Source organism: Streptomyces sp. NPDC051214, assembly GCF_040682375.1.
Classification (GTDB): Bacteria; Actinomycetota; Actinomycetes; order Streptomycetales; family Streptomycetaceae; genus Streptomyces.
Genome location: NZ_JBFBAT010000004.1, coordinates 219,315 through 241,800, shown reverse-complemented (window position 1 = coordinate 241,800; position 22,486 = coordinate 219,315). Strand labels below are relative to the sequence as shown.

The window sequence follows — 22,486 nt, the reverse complement described above, 5'->3', positions numbered from 1 at the left end:
CAACACCCTTGTCGCCGGTCGGGTCATCTGCTTGACTCCGCCCGCCAGCACGCCAGATCCCCCCATAACGCCAACGTACCGGCGGAGGACGCCATGGAGATCACCCGCAGACGCCTGCTGTCCGCCCTCTCGGCCGCCGGTCTCCTGGCGGTGATCCCCATGCTTCCGGCGAGCGCCGCCGAGGCGGCGGCGGACAGCGCCCGCCTGCTGGCCAACACCGTGGACGTCTTCGCGGGGACCGCCGCATCCAACGCGCGCCCCGAGACCGCCGCCAAGCTCGCCGCGATCGACAGGACCGCGCGGACGAACCTGAAGTCGATGGACGACGCGGGCGAGGGCGAGCTCTTCGCCGGTCTGGCGCTCGGCACCGACGACGCCAACCTCAACACGGCCTACAGGCGTCTGTACGAGATCGCCCTCGCCACCCGCGCGCCGAACCCCACGGCCCCCTCGGACCTCTACGGCAGCACCGCCGTGCAGCGCCGCGTCATCGACGGCCTCGTGTGGCTGCACGAGCGCCACTACGGGGACCAGAGCAAGGGTTACTACGGCAACTGGTTCAACTGGGAGATCGGCATCTCCCAGCACGTCAGCAAAACCCTCGTACTCCTCGTCGACGAGGTGCGGACCTACCGGCCCGAGCTCATCGGCACCTACGTCGCCTCGATGGACGCCTACCTGCGCAACGGCACCGACGGTGACGTGAACCTCGACTCGCGCTTCCACACCGGTGCCAATCTCGCCGACATCACCACCAACCGCATCCTGCAGGGCGCGCTCCTGGGCGCGAGCGGTGAGGCCCGCATCCGCAAGGCCCTCGTCGACCAGCTGACGGTCTTCGTCACCGTCGACCCCTACCACCTCGTCCACGGGGTGACGGACGGCCACTACGCCGACGGTTCGTTCATACAGCACGCCTCCGTCGCCTACACGGGCTCGTACGGGAAAGCCCTGCTCACGCGGGTCGTGCAGACCCTCAAGATCCTCGACGGCACGGGGTTCGCGCACGGCGAGGAACTGGTGCCGACCGTGCGGAAGTGGGTGCGCGACGGCTTCGCGCCGCTCATCTTCGAGGGCTGGATGATGGAGATCGTGAAGGGCCGCGCGGTGTCGCGGCCGGACGGCGGCTACGTCGACGTCGCGGTGGTCGTGGAGGCCGTCGTCGACCTCTCCTCCCTCTCCACGGACGCCGACGCCACCGCCCTGAAGAGCTATGTGAAGCACATCCGGGCCACCTCGCGCGCCGCGCTCAACCCGGCGGGATTCGTCTCGCCCGTCAGCATCGTGCGCTACACCGACATCATCGGCGACACCTCGCTGCCCGCCGCGGACCTCAACCCCGCCTCCCGCAGCGTCGCCTTCAACGCCATGGACAAGAACGTCCACCGCAGGCCGGGTTACGCCTTCGCCCTCGCCCGCAGCTCGGACCGGATCAGCAAGTACGAGTACATGAGCGGCGAGAACCTCATGCCGTGGTTCCAGGGCGACGGCGCGTACTACCTCTACCTCTCCGGGCAGGACCAGACGCAGGCGTACGGGGTCGACTACTTCACCACGGTCTCCCCGTACGGCCTCGCGGGGGTCACCGCACCCGTCGAGCAGCGGCGCACCGTCCCCGACCTCTACGGGAAGCCGTACTACGACAACCCGGGCCACCCCCTGAACTTCACCTCCTCCTCCGAGTCGCAGAACAAGTACGTGTACTTCCCGCGCGGCACCAACCAGTATTCCGGGGGCGCCGTCCTCGGGGCGTACGGCGTGGCGGGAGCGGTCCAGTCGAGCGATGTCCCTTTCCAGGACCGGGAGTTGCTGCCCGACGACTTCGTCGTGTACCGCAACGCCACGGCGACGAAGTCGTGGTTCCTGCTCGACGAGGAGATCGTGGTGCTGGCGGCCGGGGTGGGCGATCGCGCGGGGCGGGCCGTGACGACCACGATCGACGCCAGGACCGCGATGCCGGGCGACGAGGTCTCCGTGACGGGACAGTCGCGTGACGGCCGCGCGTGGGCAGGGGCGGGCACGGGCGACCTGCGGTGGCTCCGGTACGCCAACGCCACGCGCCGCACCTCCGTCGGCTACGTCTTCCTCGACACCCCGAAGGTGCGCGTCACCCTGGACGAGGTCACCCGGAGCCGCCGGGTCGTCCGCACCGCCAACCCGGACACCGCCGTGACGCGCCGGGTCCTCGGCGTGACGGTGGACGGAGCGGCCGGCGCCAGGCCCGCCTCGCTGGCGTACGCGCTGGTGCCGAACGCGGGGGAGGCCGGGCTGAGGGCGTACTGGTCGGGGCAGCAGGGGCAGCAGGGGCAGCGTCTCAAGGTCCTCGCGAACACGGTGCGGCTGCAGGCCGTCAGCCACGCGGGTCTCGGCCTGACCGCCGCGAACAGTTTCACCGCGGGGCGCCACGAGGTCGCCGGGCTGCGGATCGACGGCCCCGCCTCGGTGCTCGTGAAGCGCGAGCGGCGCGGCACGACCACCGTGGCGGTGTCCGATCCGACGATGGACCGCGACAGGATCAGCGTGCTGGTCCGTGGGAATTCCCTGCGAAAGGTGACGGCCGACGAGGGGGTGCGCGTGAGCCGGGCCCATGGCGGCACCCGGATCGACGTGCACACCCACCACGCGTACGGCCGGAGTTTCACGGTGACGCTGCGCGGCTGACGATCGCCCGCCCACCCACCTGGTCCGGGCGGTCAGTCCTCGACGCTGACGGCCCGCACCGGGCAGGCCCGCGCGGCCTCACGTACGAGGGGATCGCCGCCGCCGTCCTCGCGGCCGGGGAGCACCTCGCTGAAGCCGTCGTCGTCCTGGGTGAAGACGCTCGGGGCGGTGAGCGCGCACATCCCCGCGCCCACGCACCGCTCGGTGTCCACCGTCACACGCACGCTCATCTCAACTCCTACCAGGTGACGGGGAGTTCGAGCATCCCCTGAATGGTGTCGCCGGGCTTGAACGGGATCTCCCGCGCGGGCACCGCGAGGCGAAGCCCCGGCAGCCGTGCGAAGAGCGTCCGCAGGGCGATGTCGATCTCGGCGCGGGCGAGGTTCTGGCCCAGGCACTGGTGGATGCCGAAGCCGAAGGCGAGGTGGTGGCGGTCGGTGCGGTGGAAGTCCAGTTCCTCCGGGGCCGCGTGGACCGCGTCGTCGCGGTTGATGAGAGAGGTGGAGAAGATGACGCCGTCGCCCGCGCGGATGCTGTCGCCGGCGACGTCAATGTCCTCCTTGGCCACCCGCAGCAGCCCGTCCGCGATGGACAGAAAGCGCAGCAGCTCCTCGACGGCCGCGGGCATCAGCGCCTCGTCGGCGCGCAGTTGGGCGAGCTGCTCGGGATGCTGGAGAAGGGTGAAGGTTCCCAGGGAGATCATGTTCGCCGTGGTCTCGTGCCCCGCGACCAGCAGGATCGTCGCCAGGCTGACGAGCTCCTCGGGGTCGAGGGCACCCTCGGCGAGCTGGCGGTGGATGAGTTCGTCGAGCAGCCCCTCGCCGGGCTCACGCCGCTTGCGTTCGATCAACGCGTAGAAGTAGCCGTCGAGTTCGTCCCGAGCACGCTCGGTATCTGCTGCAAGAGGCCCCCGCAGCAGGCGCCGCGACTGCTCCTCGAAGAACTCGTGGTCGGCGTAGGGCACGCCGAGCAGCGCGCAGATCACCATGGACGGAACCGGCAGCGCGAACGCGCCGACCAGCTCGGCCGGTGACCCCTGCGCCTCCATGGCGTCGAGGAGCCCGTCGACGGTCTCCTGGATGCGGGGCCGCAGCGCGGCGATCCGCTTGACCGAGAAGCTGGGGATGAGCATGCGGCGCTGCGTGTTGTGCAGGGGGTCGTCGACGCCGAGCAGGGCGACACGGCGGTTGCGTACGTTCGCGAAGCGCTCGGTGGGGGCGGGGAACGCCTCGTTCTCGCGATCGGTGGACAGCCGCGGGTCGATGAGCAGGTCACGGGCGGCAGCCTGCCCGGTCACCACCCACACGGAACGCCCGTCGAAGAGGCGGACACGGGAGAGCGGCCGGGCGTCGCGGAGGGGGGCGTACGACTCCGGGGGGTGGTAGGGGCAGGTGCGGTTCTGGGGGAAGGGGATCGGCTCGGACGCGACTGATTCCGTCATGGACTGACCTCACAAGCGGAGGGGCTCCTCTTACCTCTCCCATTGGATGCCTGGGGCATCTATTTGGTCCACGACAAGACAAGCCAGATAGCTGCCTGTTCGGCGCCCGAATCTGGCCGGAACCGACTCCTCCGCCCGGCCGTGCCCCGGCCGTAAGCGTCCCGATACAAGTTCGATGCGCGACGGCCCGGGAAACGGCGAGATCGGGCCCCCGTTGTCGCTAGGGTCCCCCCATGCTCATCCCCGCCTTCGTCGACATGCGGCCCATCGGGAGGTGCAATCTCAGCTGCCCCTTCTGCTTCGGGCCGAGGCACGAGGTTCCCTCCATGTCCCGGGGCGTCGCGCTCAAGGTCGCGGCAGCGCTGAGGGACGGGGGCGTGCGCGGCGTCGTCATCTCCGGAGGAGAGCCGACCTTGCTCTCCTACCTCCCCGAGCTCGCGGCCGCCTTGCGTGAGCCCGGCGAGGACGGCAGCGCGCCACGCGTCGTGCTGAGCACCAACGGGCTGGCCCCGATGCGCACGATGGAACGCGTCCTGCCCAGCCTCTCCTGGATCGCGCTCCCCCTGGAGTCCGCCGACGCGGACGAGCACCGGGCACTGCGCACCGGCGTCGCGCCACACCGCGACAAAATGCTCGCGCTGCTCAAAGAGGTGCGGGAGAACCACCGGAACGTCCGGGTGAAGCTCGGCACGGTCGTCACACGGCTGAACGTGCGGGGCGCGCCCGACGTGCTGAACCTCATCGACGACGCCTGCAGGCCCGACGTCTGGAAGGTCTACCAGATGTCGGAGACCAACTACGGCGCGGACAACAGGGATTGGCTCGCCATCGGGGACGACGAGTTCGAGGACGTCGTGCACCGCTGCGAGATCGCGGCCAAGGAGCGCGACGTCACGCTACGGGTCTACCGGAACCGGACCCGCACGGGCAGCTACTTCTTCATCGACCCGGACTGCGAGGTCGTCGTCGTCGACGAGGGTGGAGAGCGCAGGATCGGGAACTTCTTCGAGAGGCTCGCGGAGAGCTACGGCGAGCTGTCCCCGCCGGTCGAGGGAACGCGCAACATCGAGAACTTCACCGGCACTTACCCGGACGCGTGAGGAGCCCGCGATGGCGGCACAGGTACGTGTAGGGGTCCAGGCGATCGTCCGCGCGGGTGGCCGTGTGCTGCTCGGGCTGCGGGCCAACACCTTCGGCGACGGCACCTGGGGCCTGCCCGGCGGGCATCTCGAAGTGGGCGAGTCCCTGGCCGGCGCCGCCTGTCGGGAGCTGGCGGAGGAGACGGGACTGCGGGCGATGGGCACGCGGGTCGCCTGCGTCACCGATCCCGACCCGGCGGCCAATCACCACATGCAGGTCGGCGTGGAGATCCTCGACTTCGCCGGAGAGCCGCGGGTCCTGGAGCCCGACCGGTGCCTGCGCTGGGAGTTCTGGCACCTGGACGAGCTGCCCGACGCGCTGTTCGTGGGATCGGCGGGGGTGCTGCGCAGCGTCAGGGGCGGGGCTCTCCATCTCCCTTGAACCGGTCGTCCGACTGGGCGCGCACCGCGTCCCGTAGCGCCGTCTTGTGCTGTTCCTCGCTCGCCTCGAACTGGTCGAGCGTACTGGCGAGTTCCCACTGGATGTCGAACTCCACCCGGCTGTCGGAGTAGTACCTGCTGTCCTTGTGGAACTCGACCTCGAGGACGTTGAGTTTGCGGCGGGTCCTGCGTTCCGGGTTGGAGGTGATATAGGGCTCGAAGAAGCCGCGGTCCGTGGTGAGCAGGGTGGAGCCGGGGATGTCGATATGGGTGAGCCGTAACTCGATGCGGTCGTGATACGTCTCGCGCAGCGTGCGGTAGGCGTCTATGACGTGCAGGAAAGTCTTGGAGTAATAGTCGCTGGCGGCGATGATGTCGACGATGTTGTGGGAGTTGGGACGTTCCGCCGTCGCGTCGTGCTTGGTGAAGATGGCGAGGTTGTTCCACGGGCTGCTGATGATGGCGTAGAAGTAGCTGCCCTGATTCAGGGCGTGGATCACCTGCGGATGAAAGAGCTTCAGGTCCTTCAGGAAGAACGACGCCCCCGCGTGCGCGACCAGCCTGATCACATTGCGCTCCTGGCGCAGTGCGTCGCCCTTCGCCTTGTTGCGCGCGTTGTTCTCCTGGGGCGTGTACACATGCTCGATGAGATAATCCAGCTCGTCCGACGGCGCCGTGGCACCCCGCATGTCCGCGAGCGCCGCGCGCAGGGCGAGCGTCTGGGAGTGGTCGCGGCCCAGGGTCCGTGCGGCCCTCGTGGTGGCCGAGTCGAGCAGGGTCACGGCCTGCTGCCTGCGCGACGCACAGGACGCCGTGCCGTCGGCCGCGTCGAACTCCGCGGTGGCGAGCGCCGCCTGGGCGACCAGCGTCTCCTGGTGATCGGCCCCGAGGAGCGCGGACGCACGCAGGTGCGCGATCTCCAGCTCGCCGAGCTCCGCCTCGATCCGCGCCTCGTCCTGGACCGCCTTGGCGGCCTGAAACCTCGCCTGGGCCAGGGCCGAGCACGCCGCGACGGCCTTCGGGTCGTCGTCGTCCTTGAAACTCGTGAACCATTCGACCGATGCGGTGAAGTCAGCGAGCGCGCGGGTGAGTTCGGCGGTGTCCCGCCGGATCGACGCCACCTCGACCCGCACCCAGTCGGCGGTCAGCCGTGCCTCCGGGTCGCCGCCGTAGTACCTGCCGAGCACGGTGACGGCTTTCTGCGCCCAGACCTTGGCGTCCTCCAGATATCCGGCCCGTAAGCTCACCGCGCTCAAATTGGCCAGGATGCGCGCCAGTTCGGGGGCGGCGGCGCGCTGGGCGCGGTTGAGGGCGTAGTTCAGGACCATGCGGGCCCGGTCGAGATCGTCGTGCTCCGCGAGCAGCGCGCCCAGTTCGTTCCAGGTGTCCGCCACGAACAGCTCCTGGTCCGCTTCGGCCAGCTCCATGTGGCGCAGGGTCACCGCGGCGAGAGCGTGCGAGCGTTCCCTCATGTCGAGTTCGAGGAGCAGTTGCGCCAGGTTGATGTGCTGGCGGGCGTGGGGGCGGAGGCGGGCGTAGGGCGCTTCTGGGTTCGTGAGGCGATCCACGTAGCCCGCCAGTGCTTCCCTCAGGTCGGACCGGGCCGTTCCGTGCGCCTCGAGGGCGTCCTCCGCAGTCGCCAGCGCCTCGCTGACGTTCGCGATCGTCGTCATGTCCCCTCCAGGAGACGGGCCGCCTTGGTGTGCGGCATGCTCGTCACGGCCGGGGCCGGTGCCAGCGCAGGTTCACATAGCTGGTCACGGCGGCCAGTCCGGCCGGCACCGTGCGGTCCTTGCGGGCCAGTGCTTCCGCCTCGTGGTCCTGACGCACCTCGTAGACGCGCTCGGAGTCGGACAGCGGCTGTCGTGGTTCGGGGCGGAACTTGAAGGTGTCGAACCGGCGCACCGCCTCGTCGATCGTGCCGGCGAACAGCGTGTCCTCCCCGGCGTCCGTGGCGGAGGGCCGTGCCACGATCAGCCCGAGGACGACCGTGGGACGGTCGGGATCGGGTGTACCGCGGTCGACGGGGCTGCCGGCGAACTTCCGTACGTCGTCACAGGAGCCGTCGTGCCGCAGCCGGTGGCAGTTGACGGCCTGCTCGCCCGTGCTCTGATAGATGACCGATACGTGGCTCACGGTTCCCCGCAGCCTGCCGTTGCTCGACGGCCTGCGGCCCGCGGTCCACGCTTCTCCTTCGCGCGCGACATCGAAGTGGATTCCGGGGAGCGGTACCTTTTCGCCTTTCTGGAAAAGGATCTTCACCAGAGCCATGTCGGAAAGGAGATCGAATTGCTGGACCTCGCCGTCCAGGCGCCGGCCGTCCGGAAGCCGGAGGAGGACCGGGCGCATGCGCTTTTCTTTGTCATCTCCCAGGCAGTGCGCGGCCGTCAGAGCGAAATGCCTGGTGAGGCGTACTCCGGAACCGATGCGATCGTTGTTCCGGAATATCTGGATCAAGTGTTTGTGGCGTGGCTCGTGATGCGTCATGGGTTCGTCCCCCCGTCCGATCCCAGGAGTGAGCAACTGCCCTGTGCGGTGGCGTGCTGCTCGTGCGCCGTGAATATGCAATGGTAGCCACGAACGGTTCCGGTCCGGGAGTTACCGCACAAGAAACGTTCTCAGGCTCTTCGTTTCCTCGTCCCGTGCACCTCTTCGCGCAGGATGCCCAGGAGCAGATGGTCACAATCCTCTGATTCCTTTACACGCGCGGTGAATTCGCGCCACAGCGGGTCCGTCTGACTCACCCGGGGATTGGTCCCCTCCTGGTTGTCCCACTCGTGCCACGCGCCGATCCACGCACGCATCGCCTGGAAGGCGGACCAGTGCGCGTCGAGGACCGGGGTCGTGGCATAGATCTCCAGGCGGGCCGCGAGGACATGGACGTCGCTCACCGCCGCGACGGTGCCGTCCGGCCACTCGCCCGTGTCTGACAACTGCGCGCGCAGGGCGCCGACCCGGTGCACGGCGATCATGGCCTCTTCGTAGACGTCCATGCACCGTGACCACACGCGGTTCTCGCGCTCGCGCCTGTCCGTCGCGTGCTGGGTGAGCCAGGCGCCGGAGAAGGACGCCACGGCGCCCAGGGTCATGCCGGTGATCGCCGCTTCGGCCGGATTGAGTCCCACCCCGCCAGCATGAGGGGTCGGCAACGGCCGCGCCTATGCGTCTGCTTCACCAGAGGTGCTCCCGCACCTCCCGCGGAGTCACCCCCCACCACCGCCTGCAGCAGCGGTTCAGGGCCGACTGTTCTGAGAGGCCCAGGAGCAACGCCACTTGGCCCAGCGGGAGTTCGGTGGTGGTGAGGTAGCGGTGGGCCGCCCCGCGGCGTTCCTCGTCGACGATCCGGGCGAACGTCGTGTTCTCGTCCCGCAGCCTTCGCTGGAGTGTGCGGGGGTGGACATTGAGCAGGCGGGCCACCGTGCCGATCTCGGGCGGCGTGGTGCCGAGCGACCTGGCCACGACCGCACGGACACTGCCGACGACGTCCGCCCCCTCCTTCAGGAGTTGCTCGTCCAGGTACGCGAGCGCGAGACGCCGCAAGTGCGCGTTGCCGCCGCCGAGCGGCCGGTCCGCCAGGCTCAGGGGGACCCGCAGCAGCGCCGCGGGGCGGTCCGCCTTCACCGGTACGCCGAAGAAGTCCTCGTACACCGGGAGCGGTGCGAGCAGGGGGTGGGGGAGTTCGACCGAGCCGAGGCCGTACGGCCCGACCAAGTAGACGATCGCCCGGTGCATGAAGCCCAGGGAGAGATCGATGCCCTGCGGCGGCGCCTCGAACCCCTCGCGCACCCCGTACCGCAGGGCGGCCACCCCCGGAGTTCCGTACGGATCGGGCTCCAGACTCAGGCTCAGCGAGCGCGCGTGCACGAACAGATAGCGCGTGGTGCACTCCAGCGCGTCCCCGAGGGTCGCCGAGTTCTGAATGGCGAGGGCCAGAGCGCCGAGCATGCCCAGATCCTGCCGGGCCGCGATCCGCAGACCCAGATCAGGACAGCCGAGATCCTCCGCCGCCAGCTCGAGTACGGTGGCCATCGCCTCCTCGGGCACCAGGACGTCGTCCGCGTCCAGCGCCGCCGGGGGACAGCCGGCCTGCCGGGCGTACGCCTCGGCGTCGCCCCCGAGCTCCGCCACCGTGGCGCGGAAACCCCGGAGCCCCGCCGATCTGATCACGGACATGTCGTCCAGGGTCAAAGATCTGTCGTCCCGGGTCAATTCCTGCCGGGTGTGCTTCCGGACACTGAGGGAATGACGTACTCCGCACACACCTCAAGGACCGCCGCCGAAGACAGCGCCGCCCCGGTCGAGCACATCGACGTCGTGATCGTGGGCGCCGGTCTGTCCGGTGTCGGCGCCGCCTACCGGCTGCAGACCGAATGCCCGGAGCGCTCGTACGCGATCATCGAGGCGCGGCGGTCCATGGGCGGGACGTGGGACCTGTTCCGGTACCCGGGGGTGCGCTCGGACTCCGACATGTTCACCCTCGGCTACGCCTTCAAGCCCTGGCGCGACTCGAAGGTGCTCGCCGACGGCCGGTCCATCCTGAGCTACATCAAGGAGACGGCCGCGGAGTTCGGCATCGACCGAAAGATCCGCTACGGGACCAAGGTCGTCGGCGCCGACTGGTCGACGGCGACGGCCCGCTGGACGGTGACCCTGGAGCGCACCGACGAGGACGGCAGCCGCACTCTGACCACCATCACCTGCGACTTCCTCTACTCCTGCGCGGGCTACTACGACTACGACCAGGGCCACGCCCCCGAGTTCGAGGGAGCCGACTCCTTCACCGGCACGGTCGTGCACCCGCAGTTCTGGCCCGAGGACCTGGACCACGCGGGCAAGCGCGTGGTCGTCATCGGCAGCGGCGCCACCGCCGTCACCCTCGTCCCCGCGATGGCGCGGACCGCGGCCCACGTCACCATGCTGCAGCGCAGCCCCACCTGGATCGGCTCGCTGCCCTCGCGGGACAGGCTGGCCGACGGCATCCGCGCCGTCCTGCCCGCGGGCATGGCGCACCGGGTCGTGCGCACGAAGAACATCCTCTTCACCATCGGCTTCTACCAGTTCTGCCGCCGCAGCCCGAAGGCCGCGCGACGCCTGCTCACCGGCCTCAACAAGCGCATCGTCAAGGACGACCGACTGATCGCCGACCACCTCACGCCCTCGTACGACCCGTGGGACCAGCGGCTGTGCGCGGTGCCGGACGCCGATCTCTTCGAGGCCCTGAAGACGGGCGACGCGGAGATCGTCACCGACCACATCGACCGCTTCGTCCCCGAGGGCATCCGGCTCAAGTCCGGCCGCGTCCTGGAGGCCGACGTCGTCGTGACCGCCACCGGACTCCAACTGCTCGCCTTCGGCGGCATCTCCCCGCGCGTCGACGGCCAACTGGTCAAGCTGAACCAGCAGTTCGTGTGGCGCGGCGCGATGATGACGGGCGTCCCGAACTTCGCCGTGTGCATCGGCTACACCAACGCCTCCTGGACGCTGCGCGCCGACCTCACGTCCCGCCTCGTCTGCAAGGTGCTCAACCACATGCGCGACCACGCCTACGCGGCGGTGGAACCGAGGCCGACGAGCACCCTCACCGAACGCCCGCTGCTCGACCTCGCGTCGGGATACGTCCAGCGCTCCATCGACGCCTTCCCCCGACAGGGCGACCGGGGCCCCTGGAAGGTCCGGCAGAACTACGTGCTCGACGCCGCGTCGACGATGCGCACCAACCTGCGCAAGACGCTCGCCCCGACACCCCTGTCCGCGGTGCGCCGGGCCCGTACGGCGGACAGCGGGGCGGGGGCGGCCCAGCAGCCCGTCGCCGCCGGGGGCGAAAAAGGTTGGCGCTCCGCCTGAGGCCGGGGCTAGGGTTGGTCCAGTTCGTCCGGCGGTCCGTTGACCGCCGGTGCCGGTTGAGTGTGATCCAGGAGGTGTGACCGATGGCTGTCGTTGAGATGGGCGCTGCCCGCATCGAGAAGTCCGTCCATTCCACCTCCGTGGCCACCGGCTGACCTTCCTTCCTTCCTTCCACGCGTCAGTGCGCGCGTGCGCCGGGGCCACCCTGTGAAGGGTCACCCCTTGTCTTCCTCTTCTTTTTCCGCTTCATCCTCTTCACCTCAGGCCTCTCTCACGTCCTCTGACCCGCTCGTGCCGTACGGCTGGGACGAGAACTGGGAGGCCGAGTTCGCCCCGTACGCGGCGCAGGGTCTGCTGCCCGGCCGTGTCCTGCGCGTCGACCGCGGCCAGTGCGACGTCGTCACGCCGGACGGCACCGTGCGTGCGGACACCGAGTTCGTCGTGCCCCGCGACCCGATGAAGGTCGTGTGCACGGGGGACTGGGTCGCCCTCGACCCCGACGGCGGCGATCCGCGGTACGTACGGACGCTGCTGCCGCGCCGTACCGCCTTCGTCCGCTCGACCTCGTCCAAGCGGTCCGAGGGGCAGATCCTCGCGGCCAACGTCGACCACGCGATCATCGCGGTGTCGCTCGCCGTCGAGCTCGACCTCGGCCGGATCGAACGGTTCCTGGCCCTGGCCTGGGAGTCCGGGGCCCAGCCCCTGGTCGTCCTCACCAAGGCCGACCTCGTCCCGGACGCCACGGGCCTGTCCTACCTCGTCGAGGACGTCGAGACATCGGCCCCCGGCGTCCAGGTGCTCCCGGTCAGCGCCACCACCGGGGAAGGCGTCGACATCCTGTGCGCCGTCGTCGCCGGCGGTACGTCGGTCCTGCTCGGCCAGTCCGGAGCGGGCAAGTCGACGCTGGCCAACGCGCTGATCGGCGAGGACGTCATGCGCGTCAACGCCGCCCGTGACGTGGACGGCAAGGGCCGCCACACCACGACGACGCGCAATCTGCTCGTGCTCCCGGCGGGCGGTGTCCTCATCGACACGCCGGGCCTGCGGGGTGTCGGCCTCTTCGATGCCGGGTCGGGCGTCGGGCAGGTCTTCTCCGAGATCGAGGAGCTCGCGGCCGACTGCCGCTTCCACGACTGCGCCCACACCGCCGAGCCCGGCTGTGCGGTGCTCGCGGCCGTGGAGGACGGCACGCTCCCCGACCGCCGCCTCGACAGCTACCGCAAGCTGATCCGCGAGAACCAGCGCATCGTCGCCAAGACGGACGCGAAGCTCCGGGCGGACATGCGGCGCATGTGGAAGCTGCGGGGCGCGGAGGGCAAGGCGGCCATGGAGGCCAAGCGGGGCCGTATCCGCTAGGGGCGGCCGCGTCGCGGGGGCGTGGGTCCGCGCCCCCGCAACGTGGTGTCCGAATTCCGCCAGCCGAAGTGCCGGCCACCCCGCACACTGGACTACGTGATCGATGAGGAGACCAGGTACGAGGCGGTTCGCAGCCGCGACGCGCGCTTCGACGGAGAGTTCTTCTTCGCCGTCGAGACCACCGGCATCTACTGCCGCCCCAGCTGCCCCGCCGTCACCCCGAAGCGCAAGAACGTCCGCTACTACACCACCGCGGCCGCCGCCCAGGGCTCCGGGTTCCGGGCCTGCAGGCGCTGCCGCCCGGACGCCGTGCCGGGGTCCGCGGAGTGGAACGTCCGCGCGGACGTCGTGGGGCGCGCCATGCGCATGATCGGTGACGGTGTCGTCGACCGCGAGGGCGTCTCCGGTCTCGCCGTGCGGCTCGGCTACAGCTCCCGGCAGGTGCAGCGGCAGCTCACCGCCGAGCTCGGGGCCGGGCCCGTCGCCCTCGCGCGGGCCCAACGCGCGCACACCGCACGAGTGTTGCTCCAGACCACGGGCCTGCCGATCACGGAGATCGCGTTCGCCGCGGGGTTCGCGAGCGTCCGGCAGTTCAACGACACGATCCGCGCGGTGTACGCCCTGACGCCCACCGCGCTGCGGGCCGCCGCGCCGCGCGGCGGCGGCGCCGGGCAGGCGACCCCGGCGGCCGGGGTGCCGCTGCGGCTCGCCTACCGGGGGGCCTATCAGGCGGGCGCCGTCTTCGACCTGCTCGCCGATGAGGCCGTCGCCGGAATCGAGGAGGTCAGCGGGGCGCCGGGCGGGCGGACGTATCGGCGTACGCTGCGGCTGCCGTACGGCACGGGGATCGTGGCCGTCGAGGAGAGCGACCACGGGGCCGGCGGGTGGCTGGACGCGCGGCTCCATCTGACCGACCTGCGGGACCTCACGACCGCCGTGCAGCGGTTGCGCCGGTTCTTCGACCTCGACGCGGATCCGTACGCCGTCGACGAGCGGCTCGGCGCCGATCCCCGCCTCGCCCCGCTGGTCGCGGCGCGGCCGGGGCTCCGGTCGCCGGGCGCGGCCGATCCCGACGAGTTCGCGGTGCGGGCGCTTGTGGGGCGCGGGGGCGCCTCGCTTCTGGTGGAGCGGTACGGGAAGGCGCTGGACGCGCCGTGCGGGACGCTGACCCATGTGTTCCCGGAGCCTGGCACGCTTGCCGGCGAGCCGGGGCCCTTGGGTGAGCTGGCGACTGCCCTCGCCGACGGGCGGGTCCGGCTTGATGCGGGGGCGGACCGCGAGGATGCGGAGGCTGGCCTTGCGGCCTTGGAGGGTGGGGTGGATGCGGGGGTGGTTGCCTTGATTCGGATGCGGGCTCTCGGTGATCCGGATGTGGGGCTGCCGGGGGTGGGGGCGGCTGAGGGGTGGCGGCCTTGGCGGTCGTATGGGGTGCGGCATGTGTTGGCGGCGGGATAAGGATTTGTCCCCAACCCCGCCCCTTCCCAAAAACCCGCTCTGGCGCGGGGGCCTTGGGCGCTGTTGATCACCGGCTCCGCCGAGTTCGTCCTCAATCGCCGGACGGGCTGGAACCACCAGCCCGGCCGGCGTTTGAGGCCATCTTTGGGGGTCTGGGGCGGAGCCCCAGGTAGGTCCGGGGCGCAGGCACGGTTTTCGGGAAGGGGCGGGGTTGGGGAGAACTACTGCTCCAGCCCCCAGCTATGGATCCGCCGAGGATGGATCCGGATCAGCTCCTCGCTGAAGTGAGGGCCCAACTCATGCGGGCCCGTGAGGAGTTCCGCCTCACCCCGGATATCCACCCCCCGCACCTTCCACGGCCGCTCACTCACGACGTCGTCCACGACCAGCGACACCTTCGGATTCTTCTGGAGGTTGCGCCACTTCTTGGTGGCCCCCAGCGCGTACCCGCCGATCAGGATCGTCCCGTCGTCCTGCGGGAAGAACCCGACAGGATTGGCCTGCGGCTGCCCCGTCGCGTCCACGCTGGCCATCCGGCCCAGACGTTGCGACTTGAGGTACGCCCGCTCGGCCTCGCTGAATTCGGTCATGGCGCGAGCCTAAGCCGCGGGCAGGCCCCAGCGCGGAGCCTCCTCGTTCGGTGCGACTGGAGCGATCCGCAGATCCGGCCGGTCTCCCTCGGCGGTGATCAGCGCGGACTCGCCCCGCCGGAGGGCGATCCTGACGGCGCCGTCGCCCACCTCCTCGTCCGTAGAGGACGCCCCCGCCCGTCCCGCACCCTCGACCGTCCCCGCGATCCCGTGCCGCACGACGCACGGCGCCCCCGCCTCGCTCACGAGTCGCACCCACCGGGTCGCCCCGCCCTCGCGCACGGCGCTGAGCAGGAACGCCCCCTGCGTACGGATCAAGGCGTCGGGATAGATCCGATGGCAGTACATGTACATGTACGTGAACGACAGTGAGCATCCCGTACGAACGTAACCGCACGCTCAGCCCCAGATCACAGTCCCCAGCCACGCCCCCGCGATGAGCAGGCACGCGAACAGCTCGGTCAGCACGCTCCAGCCGCCCGCCCGCATGGCCGTCCTCGTCGCCGTCACCGCCTGGCCATGACCGCCGAGCCGCAGCCGCTCACTCACGTAGATCCCCCCGATGAACCCCGGCAGTGATCCGATCACCGGCACCACGCAGAACCCGACAAGGGCCCCGGCGCCCGCGTACAGGGCGGTCCGGCGCGTGGCGCCGCTCTGCCGGAAGCGCCGCGGCGGCAGCAGCCATCGGATGCCCTGCGCGACGAGGAGCACGACGGACGCGCCGACCAGGACCCACCAGGTGACCGGCTCCGGGTTCTTCAGCGCCCACCACAGCACCGCGGCCCACACCAGCCACGGTCCCGGCACGCCGGGCACAAGCACTCCGCCGATCCCGAGCAGCAGCACGACTCCGACCAGCAGGAGTTCCCAGGCTCCCATCTGTCAAGCGTGCCGGAAACGGGAGAAAACCGCAGGTCGCGCAAGCCCCCGCAGCCCGCGCAAGCCCCCCGCAGCCCGGTCCTAGCGCGCCACCCAGCCCCGCTCGTACGCGTGCCAGCCCAACTGCAGCCGCGTCGTCACGCCCGTCAGCTCCATCAGGCGCTTGACCCGCCGCTGCACCGTCCGAAGGCCCAGGTCGAGCTGCTTGGCGACGCTCGCGTCCGTCAGGCCCGCGAGCAGCAGCGAGAGGATCTCCAGATCCGCGCCGTCCGGGCCCTCGGGGGCGTCCTCGGTGACCGAGTCGCCGGCCTCGCCGAGCCGCAGCGGCAGCGCGTCCCGCCACACCGCCTCGAAGAGGCCCGTCAGGGACTCGAGCAGGCCGCTCGCGTGCACCACGAGCGCGGCGGGCTCCGCCCTGCGCGAGGTCAGCGGCACCATCGCGAGGGAGCCGTCGGCGATCACCAGCTTCGTCGGGACGCGGTCCACGACGCGCACCTGTTCGTTGCGCCCGATCGCCGTCGACAGTTCGATCAGGCCGGTGGGCAGGGCGAGGACGGAGCGCTCGACCACCACGCGGTAGGTCACGCCCCGTCCCGCGGCCTGCTCCTCCGCGTCGTTCTCCATGCCGGTGACGGCCACGGGGTTGCCGGTGACCAGGGCGCACACCTCGTGGCTCGCGCCCAGCTGGAGCTGGAGGAAGCGCTGCGAGACCGCGCCCGCGCCGGTGACCACCTCGACCAGGTCGTGCACCGTGGGCTCGGCGGCCTGCGCGCGGTACTCCTCGGCGAGCAGCTTCGCCGCGAGCTCCGCCTTCTCCAGCTCGTGCCGCTGCTGGGTCAGGAGCGCGCCGAGCGCGACGCCGGGCGGGGCCGCCACCCACCGGCCCGCCTTGCCGGACGCCTGGGCCGCGAGGCCGTGCAGTTCGAGGCGGCGCAGCGCGCGGACCGTCTCCGGCTCGCCGAGCGAGAGCCGCCGCGCGAGATCGGGCACGTCGGCGGCGCCCACCGCGACCAGCGCGCGGTACGCCGATTCGTGCAGCTCGTCCAGACCTATCGCAGCCAGCATGCGGCGACCGTCCCTCCCCAGGAATCGTTCCGGTGGCGCCCTGGCGGGAAACAGCCACGGCGTAAACCCGCCCCAGGACATCATCCCCGCACCCCCCGCCTCTCTGCCAAGGTGACGCCACCGCAGCACCAACGGCAGCCGCGATTAGGGCCTTTGGTCCCTTTTCGGCTGTGGTTCCGCATGCCCATCAACCCTGGGGAGAGCGATGCGCCCGATATCGCGTACGGCCTTGGGGGCGGCGTCCGCCGTCGTCCTCGCCGTCACCGCGGCCGTCCCGTCCGTGGCCGAGCCGCGCACGGCCACGGCGGACACGAGTCCGCTGGTGGGCAGTGCCCCACGCGGCGAGGGAAGCTCCGTCGTCACCCTCGTCACCGGCGACCGCGTCCTCGTGACGTCCGGCACGACGTCCGACGGCAAGGACCGTGCGGGCGCGAGCGCCCTGCCCGGCGCCGACGGCACGGTGCCGGTCATCCAGACCAGACAGTCCGGCAAGGACCTGTACGTCTACCCCGAGGGCGCCGTCCACGCGATCGCCGAGGGCAAGGTCGACGAGGAGCTCTTCAACGTCACCGGCCTCGTCCGCCAGGGCTACGACGACGCGCACGCCCGGCAGCTCCCGCTGATCGCCGTGTACGACAAGTCCGTCGACGTCACGCGCGCGGTGCCCGCCACTCCGCGCGGCGCCGCACGCGGGCTCGTCCTCGACCCCGTCGACGGGGTCGCGATGAAGGCGGACAAGAAGAAGGCCGCGGACTTCTGGGCGGACATCACCTCACCCACGTCCCGTGCCGCCTCCGACCTGAAGAAGCTCTGGCTCGACGCCAAGGTCAAGGCCACGCTCGACGCGTCGACGAAGCAGGTGCACGCCCCCGAGGCGTGGGCTGCGGGCTACGACGGCAAGGGCACCAAGGTCGCCGTCCTCGACACCGGTGCCGACGCGGAGCACCCCGACCTGAAGGGCCGTATCGGCGCGGTCAAGAACTTCACCGAATCGCCGGACAACGAGGACCGCCAAGGTCACGGCACCCACACCACCTCCACGGTCGGCGGCAGCGGCGCGGCGAGCGGCGGCAAGAAGAAGGGGGTCGCGCCCGGCACCGAGCTGCTGCACGGCAAGGTGCTCGACGACAGCGGCTCCGGCGCCACTTCGTGGATCATCGCGGGCATGCAGTGGGCCGTCGACGAGAAGGCCGACGTGGTCTCCATGAGCCTCGGCAACCCGGCGCGGACCGACTGCGCCGACCCCATGAGCACCGCCACGGAAGAGCTCGCGCGGTCGAGCGAGGACACCCTCTTCGTCCTCGCCGCGGGCAACACAGGACCGAGCCTCAACTCCGTCTCCTCGCCCGGTTGCGCGCCGAGCGTCCTGACCGTCGGCGCCGTGGACCGCGACGATTCGACGGCCTCCTTCTCCAGCCGCGGGCCCGCGTACGGCTCGCACACCCTCAAGCCCGAGATCGCCGCGCCCGGCGTCGACATCTCCGCGGCCGCGGCAGGCGGCAGGGGCATCTACGCCTACCAGTCCATGAGCGGCACGTCGATGGCCACCCCGCACGTCGCGGGCGCCGCGGCCCTGGTCAAGCAGCGCCACCCGGACTGGAACGCGCAGCAGATCAAGGCGGCCCTCGTGTCGTCCGCGGACAGCCGCATCCCCGGCGACGTGACCGAGACCGGCGGCGGACGGCTCGACGTGAAGGCCGCCGTCGACCAGAAGGTGCTCGGCTCGCCCGCGGTGCAGGGCGGCAGCTTCGGCTGGCCCCAGGACAACTCGGACCGTACGACGGTCGACGTTCCCTACACCAACACCACCGACAAGGCGGTGGAGTTGAAGCTGTCCGTGCAGGGCGTCACGGGCAACGACGGATCAGCCGTGACGTCCGGCATCGCCGAGCTCGGCGCGCGCTCCGTGAAGGTCGCCGCCGGGGCCACGGTCAAGGTCCCGCTGAAGCTCGACCCCGACGCGCACCTCAAGCGCTCCCAGTACGGCGACGTGACCGGCCGCGTCCTGGCGAAGGCGAGCGGCGGTGTCGCGGTCTCCACGCCCTTCTCCCTCTATGTGCAGCCGGAGACGGTCAGCCTCCGCGTGAAGCTCGTCGGCCGCGACGGGAAGCCCGCGGCGGGTCCCTCGTCCGTCGACCTCATCGGCACCGACGACGCCACCGGCGAGCGGCGCTTCAACGAGGGCGCCAACGACCAGACGTACCAAGTCCGCCCCGGCGCCTACTTCTTGACCGGCTTCATCGCCACCCCGGACGCGGACGGCGGCACCCTGACCGACTCGCTCACGCACATCGCCCGGCCCCAGGTCGAGGTGAAGGAGGACATGACCATCACGCTCGACGCCCGCAAGGCGCACCGCCTCACCGTCAGGACGGACAAGAAAACCGAGTTGCGCGGGGCCACCCTCGGGTTCGCCCGCACCTGGGGCACCGACAACTGGCTGCACGCGGGCACCGCCGCCGGGCCGCGCTCCGTCCGGGGCTTCTACCAGTCCGTGGAGGGCAAGGCCACCGACGGCACCTTCGAGTCCGGCAGCTACTGGCGCGCCGCCGCGCCCCTGCTCTCCGAACTCGCCGTCGTGGGCGGCAAGGCGCTGCACCCCGTGACCGCGTCGACCGGCTCGGCCAACCTCGACGGCACGGGCAAGGCGGCCCTCGTGGACGCCGGGACCGGTACGCCAGCGGAGCTGGAGGCCGCCGGAGTCAAGGGGAAGCTCGCCCTGGTCAAGGTCCCGGACAGCGGCAGCGCGAACGCCGTCGCCACGAACGCGAAGGCGGCGGGCGCACTCGCCGTCATCGCCCACCGCGCGGGACCGGGCCGCTGGTACCCCTCGGCCGGCCTCAGCGGCTCCCCGCTGCCGGTCCTCGGCATCCGGACGGACGAGGCGACCGCACTGCTCGGCCAACTCGCCGACGGCCCGGTCGAATTGAAGTGGAAGGGCACGGCCAAGAGCCCCTACGTCTACAACCTCGCCTTCCCCGAGACCGGCCAGATCCGCGACGACCGCACCTACCGCGTACGCGACAAGGATCTCGCCGCGAACGAGGCCACCTACCGGGCGATGGGCACGGCGACGGACTACGTGGACCTGCCGTCCGCCGCCCGCCCCTCGGGCCTCGAGGTGTACTTCGCCGACATCGAGTCGGTCCCTGCCCCCGGCAAGCGCACCGAATACCACTCGGCGGGCACGACCGGCTGGGGCCACCAGGTCTCCAGCAGCTTCCCGTTCGGCGAGTTCATGATCGACCCGGTGCGGACGTACAAGAAGGGGGAGCGGCGCAGCGAGAGCTGGTACGAGGGCGTGCTCGCCCCCGCCGCGCCACGCGACGCCGACGGCGCTCTCGGCCTCGCGGGAGAGCGGCAGGGCAACCTGATCGGTGTCGCGCCCGGATTCTGGGCCGACAGTGAACACGCGGGGATCCAGGGCGGGTTCGGTGACATCGGCAGCGTCCAGCTGAAGCGGAACGGCGAGGTCGTGGGTGAGTCCGGATGGCCGTCGGGTGTGTTCTCCGTCCCGGCCGAGGACTCCGCGTACGAACTCACGCTCAGCACCCGGAAGATCGGCTCGAAGGTCTGGCACCGCTCCTCGGAGACGCAGACCACCTGGGCGTTCCGCTCGCACCTCGACGAGAAGGTTTACTCGCAGGGCATCCCGATGCTGTTCCCGCGCCACAGGCTGCCGGAGGACGGCATGAAGACACTGGCGGCAAAGGACGGCCAGAAGATTGGGCTCACGGCGACAGGGCACTCGGGCTACGAACCCGGGGCGCTCAAGTCGGCGGCCCTGTCCTACTCGTACGACGAGGGCAACACCTGGACCAAGGCCAAGACGTCCGCTTCTGGTGGCGAGTGGACCGCCACCGTCAACCACGCGGGCGCCTCGGGGAAGCAGGTCTGGCTCAGGACCGAACTGACGGATACGAACGGAAGTTCCGTCACTCAGACAGTGGCCCGCGCCTACGACGTGCGATAAACACACAGACACCGCCGGGCGGTCCTCCCGTGGGGGGTGGGCCCGCCCGGCGGCCCTCATCACTCTTCCGGTGGCCGGAATTTCCGGATGCACCGTTTTCGTACGCCCTTTGCGGTGGACAATAGGGGCATGAGCCAGCAGGGGGAGAGGCACGACGGAGCCTCCGGCCAGGAGGACGACTGGTGGGGTCAGCTCTACGACGACTCCGCTCATGACACGGGTCCGGCGGAGGCGGCCGACACCCTCGACGACAGGTTCGCCTCGGCGGTCTCCGCGTCGGCGGGCGAGGGTGCGGCTGATCCCGCCCCGGTGGGCGACGGCGCGGAAGGAGCACCCCCGCGCCCCGGCCGCTTCCCCGACCCGGAGCCGCCGCCTCCCGATTTCCGGGACCGGCGGAAGGCGCCGAAATCCACCCCGGACCCGTCTCCTCGGCCGCCGGATCCCGCGCCGCCGGGGGAACCTCCCGCCCGCGTCCGCCCCGATGCCGCCCCCTGGGAGCCGCCCACCGGGCCCGCGGGGCCGGTCACCTTCCTGACAGGGCCGCCGAAGCCGCCCGACGACCCGAGCCGCACCACCGCCGTCCCCGCGCCCCGCGCGCCCGAGGAGTCCGCGGCCCCACGACCTCAGCCACCCGTACCTGGGCCCCCGTCCGTGGCGCCCGCATCCGTGGCCGCCGTCCCGTACGTCGGCGACGGGCCGCCCACCTACGACGCCGAGCCCACCGTCCTGCCCGTCGCCGACCCCGACGACCTGGGCGATCTCGTCGCCGACACCGTGCTCGACGGCGCGCGGTACGGCACCTCCACCCTGCGGGCCGTCTCCGTGCGCGGGGACTCCGCGCGCTACCGGGGCGAGCCGCGCCGCGACTCGCTGCTCACCGCGCGCTTCGGGACCGGGGAGAGCGCCCTCGTCCTGGTCGCCATGGCCACCGGAGCGCGGGCCACGCCCGGCGCCCACCGCGCCGCCGCCGAGGCGTGCGCCTGGATCGGGCGCGCCGTGGGCCGCAGCCATCAGCGGCTGTCCGAGGACATCAGGGCCGCCCGGCGCGGGGACCTCAAGAGCGGCCTGCACCGGCTCACGGACCGCAGCCTGGGCAAGCTCCGCGCGCACGCGGCCGACCTCGGCATCGAGCCCGAGGAGTACGCGGCGTCCTTGCGCTGCCTCCTTCTGACGGCCGACCCCGAATGCCGCACCCGCGTCTTCTTCGGCGTCGGCGGCGGCGGACTCTTCCGGCTCAGGGACGGCGCATGGCAGGACATCGAGCCGCAGGTCAGCGACGCTGCCTTGGATCCGGGTCCGCCCGTGGTCGGGTTCGGGTCCGTGCCGCAGGAAACCCCCGACGGCGACCGGCTCACCATGGACATGGGGATCGTCACGCCCCCGAGTCCGTACGAGCCCGCGCCCGAGCCGCCACCCCGCGAACCCTTCCGCTTCCGGGCCTCCGTAGCCCGCCCGGGTGACGCCCTGGTGCTCTGCAGCGGCGGCCTCGCCGAGCCCCTGCGCGGCGAACCCGAGCTGGCCGCCCACCTCACCCAGCGGTGGGCGAAGGGCGGCCCGCCGGGCCTTGCGACCTTCCTCACGGACATCCAGGTGAGGGTCAAGGGGTACGCGGACGACCGGACCGCGGCCGCCGTTTGGGAGGCGTGAGCGCCCGCCCTGTGAATTCATGGACCCAAGAGAGTCAAGGGGACTGAAGGGT

At 71.0% G+C, this 22,486-nt stretch carries 18 protein-coding genes and 1 pseudogene; 8 read left to right on the top strand and 11 right to left on the bottom strand.

Annotation, left to right across the window (positions count from 1 at the left end):
- The first annotated feature begins 93 nt into the window (after positions 1–93).
- Positions 94–2,661, top strand: coding sequence for a polysaccharide lyase family 8 super-sandwich domain-containing protein (locus AB0M70_RS12320; RefSeq protein WP_365819209.1), 2,568 nt, complete (start codon positions 94–96; stop codon positions 2,659–2,661).
- Between the two features lie 32 nt (positions 2,662–2,693).
- Here AB0M70_RS12320 and AB0M70_RS12315 read toward each other — a convergent pair whose 3' ends face one another.
- Both AB0M70_RS12315 and AB0M70_RS12310 read right to left on the bottom strand, forming a co-directional pair.
- Positions 2,694–2,885, bottom strand: a complete 192-nt coding sequence (locus AB0M70_RS12315; RefSeq protein ID WP_365819811.1) for a ferredoxin — start codon at positions 2,883–2,885, stop codon at positions 2,694–2,696.
- 14 nt (positions 2,886–2,899) lie between these two features.
- Positions 2,900–4,102: a cytochrome P450 gene (locus tag AB0M70_RS12310; RefSeq protein ID WP_365819207.1), complete on the bottom strand. Its 1,203-nt coding sequence runs from the start codon at positions 4,100–4,102 to the stop codon at positions 2,900–2,902.
- 233 nt (positions 4,103–4,335) lie between these two features.
- Between AB0M70_RS12310 and AB0M70_RS12305 the strand changes: the two genes are divergently transcribed.
- Both AB0M70_RS12305 and AB0M70_RS12300 read left to right on the top strand, forming a co-directional pair.
- Entirely contained in the window at positions 4,336–5,202 is an 867-nt protein-coding gene (locus AB0M70_RS12305; RefSeq protein ID WP_365819205.1) for a radical SAM protein, read from the top strand.
- Positions 5,203–5,212: 10 nt separating this feature from the next.
- Positions 5,213–5,623, top strand: a complete 411-nt coding sequence (locus AB0M70_RS12300) for an NUDIX domain-containing protein (RefSeq protein WP_365819203.1) — start codon at positions 5,213–5,215, stop codon at positions 5,621–5,623.
- Here the strand turns inward: AB0M70_RS12300 and AB0M70_RS12295 are convergent.
- From AB0M70_RS12295 to AB0M70_RS12275, 5 genes and pseudogenes are all read right to left on the bottom strand, one after another.
- Positions 5,595–7,295, bottom strand: a complete 1,701-nt coding sequence (locus AB0M70_RS12295) for a hypothetical protein (protein ID WP_365819201.1) — start codon at positions 7,293–7,295, stop codon at positions 5,595–5,597. The genes AB0M70_RS12300 and AB0M70_RS12295 overlap by 29 nt on opposite strands.
- 43 nt (positions 7,296–7,338) lie before the next feature.
- Positions 7,339–7,758 (bottom strand): hypothetical protein, encoded by a 420-nt coding sequence (locus AB0M70_RS12290; RefSeq protein ID WP_365819835.1) that lies wholly within the window; start codon positions 7,756–7,758, stop codon positions 7,339–7,341.
- A gap of 27 nt (positions 7,759–7,785) precedes the next feature.
- Positions 7,786–8,109 (bottom strand): annotated as a pseudogene (locus tag AB0M70_RS12285) (serine protease); the annotation flags it as partial.
- 131 nt (positions 8,110–8,240) lie between these two features.
- The gene (locus AB0M70_RS12280) at positions 8,241–8,747 is read right to left on the bottom strand and encodes a hypothetical protein (RefSeq protein WP_365819199.1); all 507 of its coding nucleotides are present in this window, start codon (positions 8,745–8,747) and stop codon (positions 8,241–8,243) included.
- 46 nt (positions 8,748–8,793) lie between these two features.
- Positions 8,794–9,795: an AraC family transcriptional regulator gene (locus tag AB0M70_RS12275; RefSeq protein ID WP_365819197.1), complete on the bottom strand. Its 1,002-nt coding sequence runs from the start codon at positions 9,793–9,795 to the stop codon at positions 8,794–8,796.
- Positions 9,796–9,864: 69 nt separating this feature from the next.
- Between AB0M70_RS12275 and AB0M70_RS12270 the strand changes: the two genes are divergently transcribed.
- The 3 genes from AB0M70_RS12270 to AB0M70_RS12260 all read left to right on the top strand — a co-directional run bounded on the left by AB0M70_RS12270 (position 9,865) and on the right by AB0M70_RS12260 (position 14,277).
- Positions 9,865–11,466: an NAD(P)/FAD-dependent oxidoreductase gene (locus AB0M70_RS12270; protein WP_365819195.1), complete on the top strand. Its 1,602-nt coding sequence runs from the start codon at positions 9,865–9,867 to the stop codon at positions 11,464–11,466.
- Between the two features lie 291 nt (positions 11,467–11,757).
- Entirely contained in the window at positions 11,758–12,822 is a 1,065-nt protein-coding gene (gene rsgA, locus AB0M70_RS12265) for a ribosome small subunit-dependent GTPase A (RefSeq protein ID WP_365819193.1), read from the top strand.
- A 99-nt stretch (positions 12,823–12,921) separates the two neighbouring features.
- On the top strand, positions 12,922–14,277 hold the full coding sequence (locus AB0M70_RS12260; protein ID WP_365819809.1) for an AlkA N-terminal domain-containing protein: 1,356 nt from the start codon (positions 12,922–12,924) through the stop codon (positions 14,275–14,277).
- A gap of 221 nt (positions 14,278–14,498) precedes the next feature.
- Here the strand turns inward: AB0M70_RS12260 and AB0M70_RS12255 are convergent, their stop codons facing one another.
- From AB0M70_RS12255 to AB0M70_RS12240, 4 genes are all read right to left on the bottom strand, one after another.
- Positions 14,499–14,867, bottom strand: coding sequence for a PPOX class F420-dependent oxidoreductase (locus AB0M70_RS12255; protein WP_365819191.1), 369 nt, complete (start codon positions 14,865–14,867; stop codon positions 14,499–14,501).
- 9 nt (positions 14,868–14,876) lie between these two features.
- Entirely contained in the window at positions 14,877–15,185 is a 309-nt protein-coding gene (locus AB0M70_RS12250; protein ID WP_365819189.1) for a hypothetical protein, read from the bottom strand.
- 81 nt (positions 15,186–15,266) lie between these two features.
- Positions 15,267–15,749 (bottom strand): DUF456 domain-containing protein, encoded by a 483-nt coding sequence (locus AB0M70_RS12245; RefSeq protein ID WP_365819187.1) that lies wholly within the window; start codon positions 15,747–15,749, stop codon positions 15,267–15,269.
- Positions 15,750–15,830: 81 nt separating this feature from the next.
- A complete protein-coding gene (locus AB0M70_RS12240) occupies positions 15,831–16,814 on the bottom strand; it encodes a helix-turn-helix transcriptional regulator (protein ID WP_365819185.1) in 984 nt (327 codons plus the stop codon).
- A gap of 205 nt (positions 16,815–17,019) precedes the next feature.
- On the opposite strand from AB0M70_RS12240, the gene AB0M70_RS12235 reads away from it, so the two are divergent.
- Together AB0M70_RS12235 and AB0M70_RS12230 are read left to right on the top strand one after the other, a co-directional pair.
- Positions 17,020–20,787 carry a S8 family serine peptidase gene (locus tag AB0M70_RS12235; RefSeq protein WP_365819183.1) on the top strand — a complete coding sequence of 1,256 codons (3,768 nt, stop codon included), beginning with the start codon at positions 17,020–17,022 and terminating at the stop codon, positions 20,785–20,787.
- Positions 20,788–20,916: 129 nt separating this feature from the next.
- On the top strand, positions 20,917–22,434 hold the full coding sequence (locus AB0M70_RS12230) for a protein phosphatase 2C domain-containing protein (RefSeq protein ID WP_365819181.1): 1,518 nt from the start codon (positions 20,917–20,919) through the stop codon (positions 22,432–22,434).
- Positions 22,435–22,486: the final 52 nt, after the last annotated feature.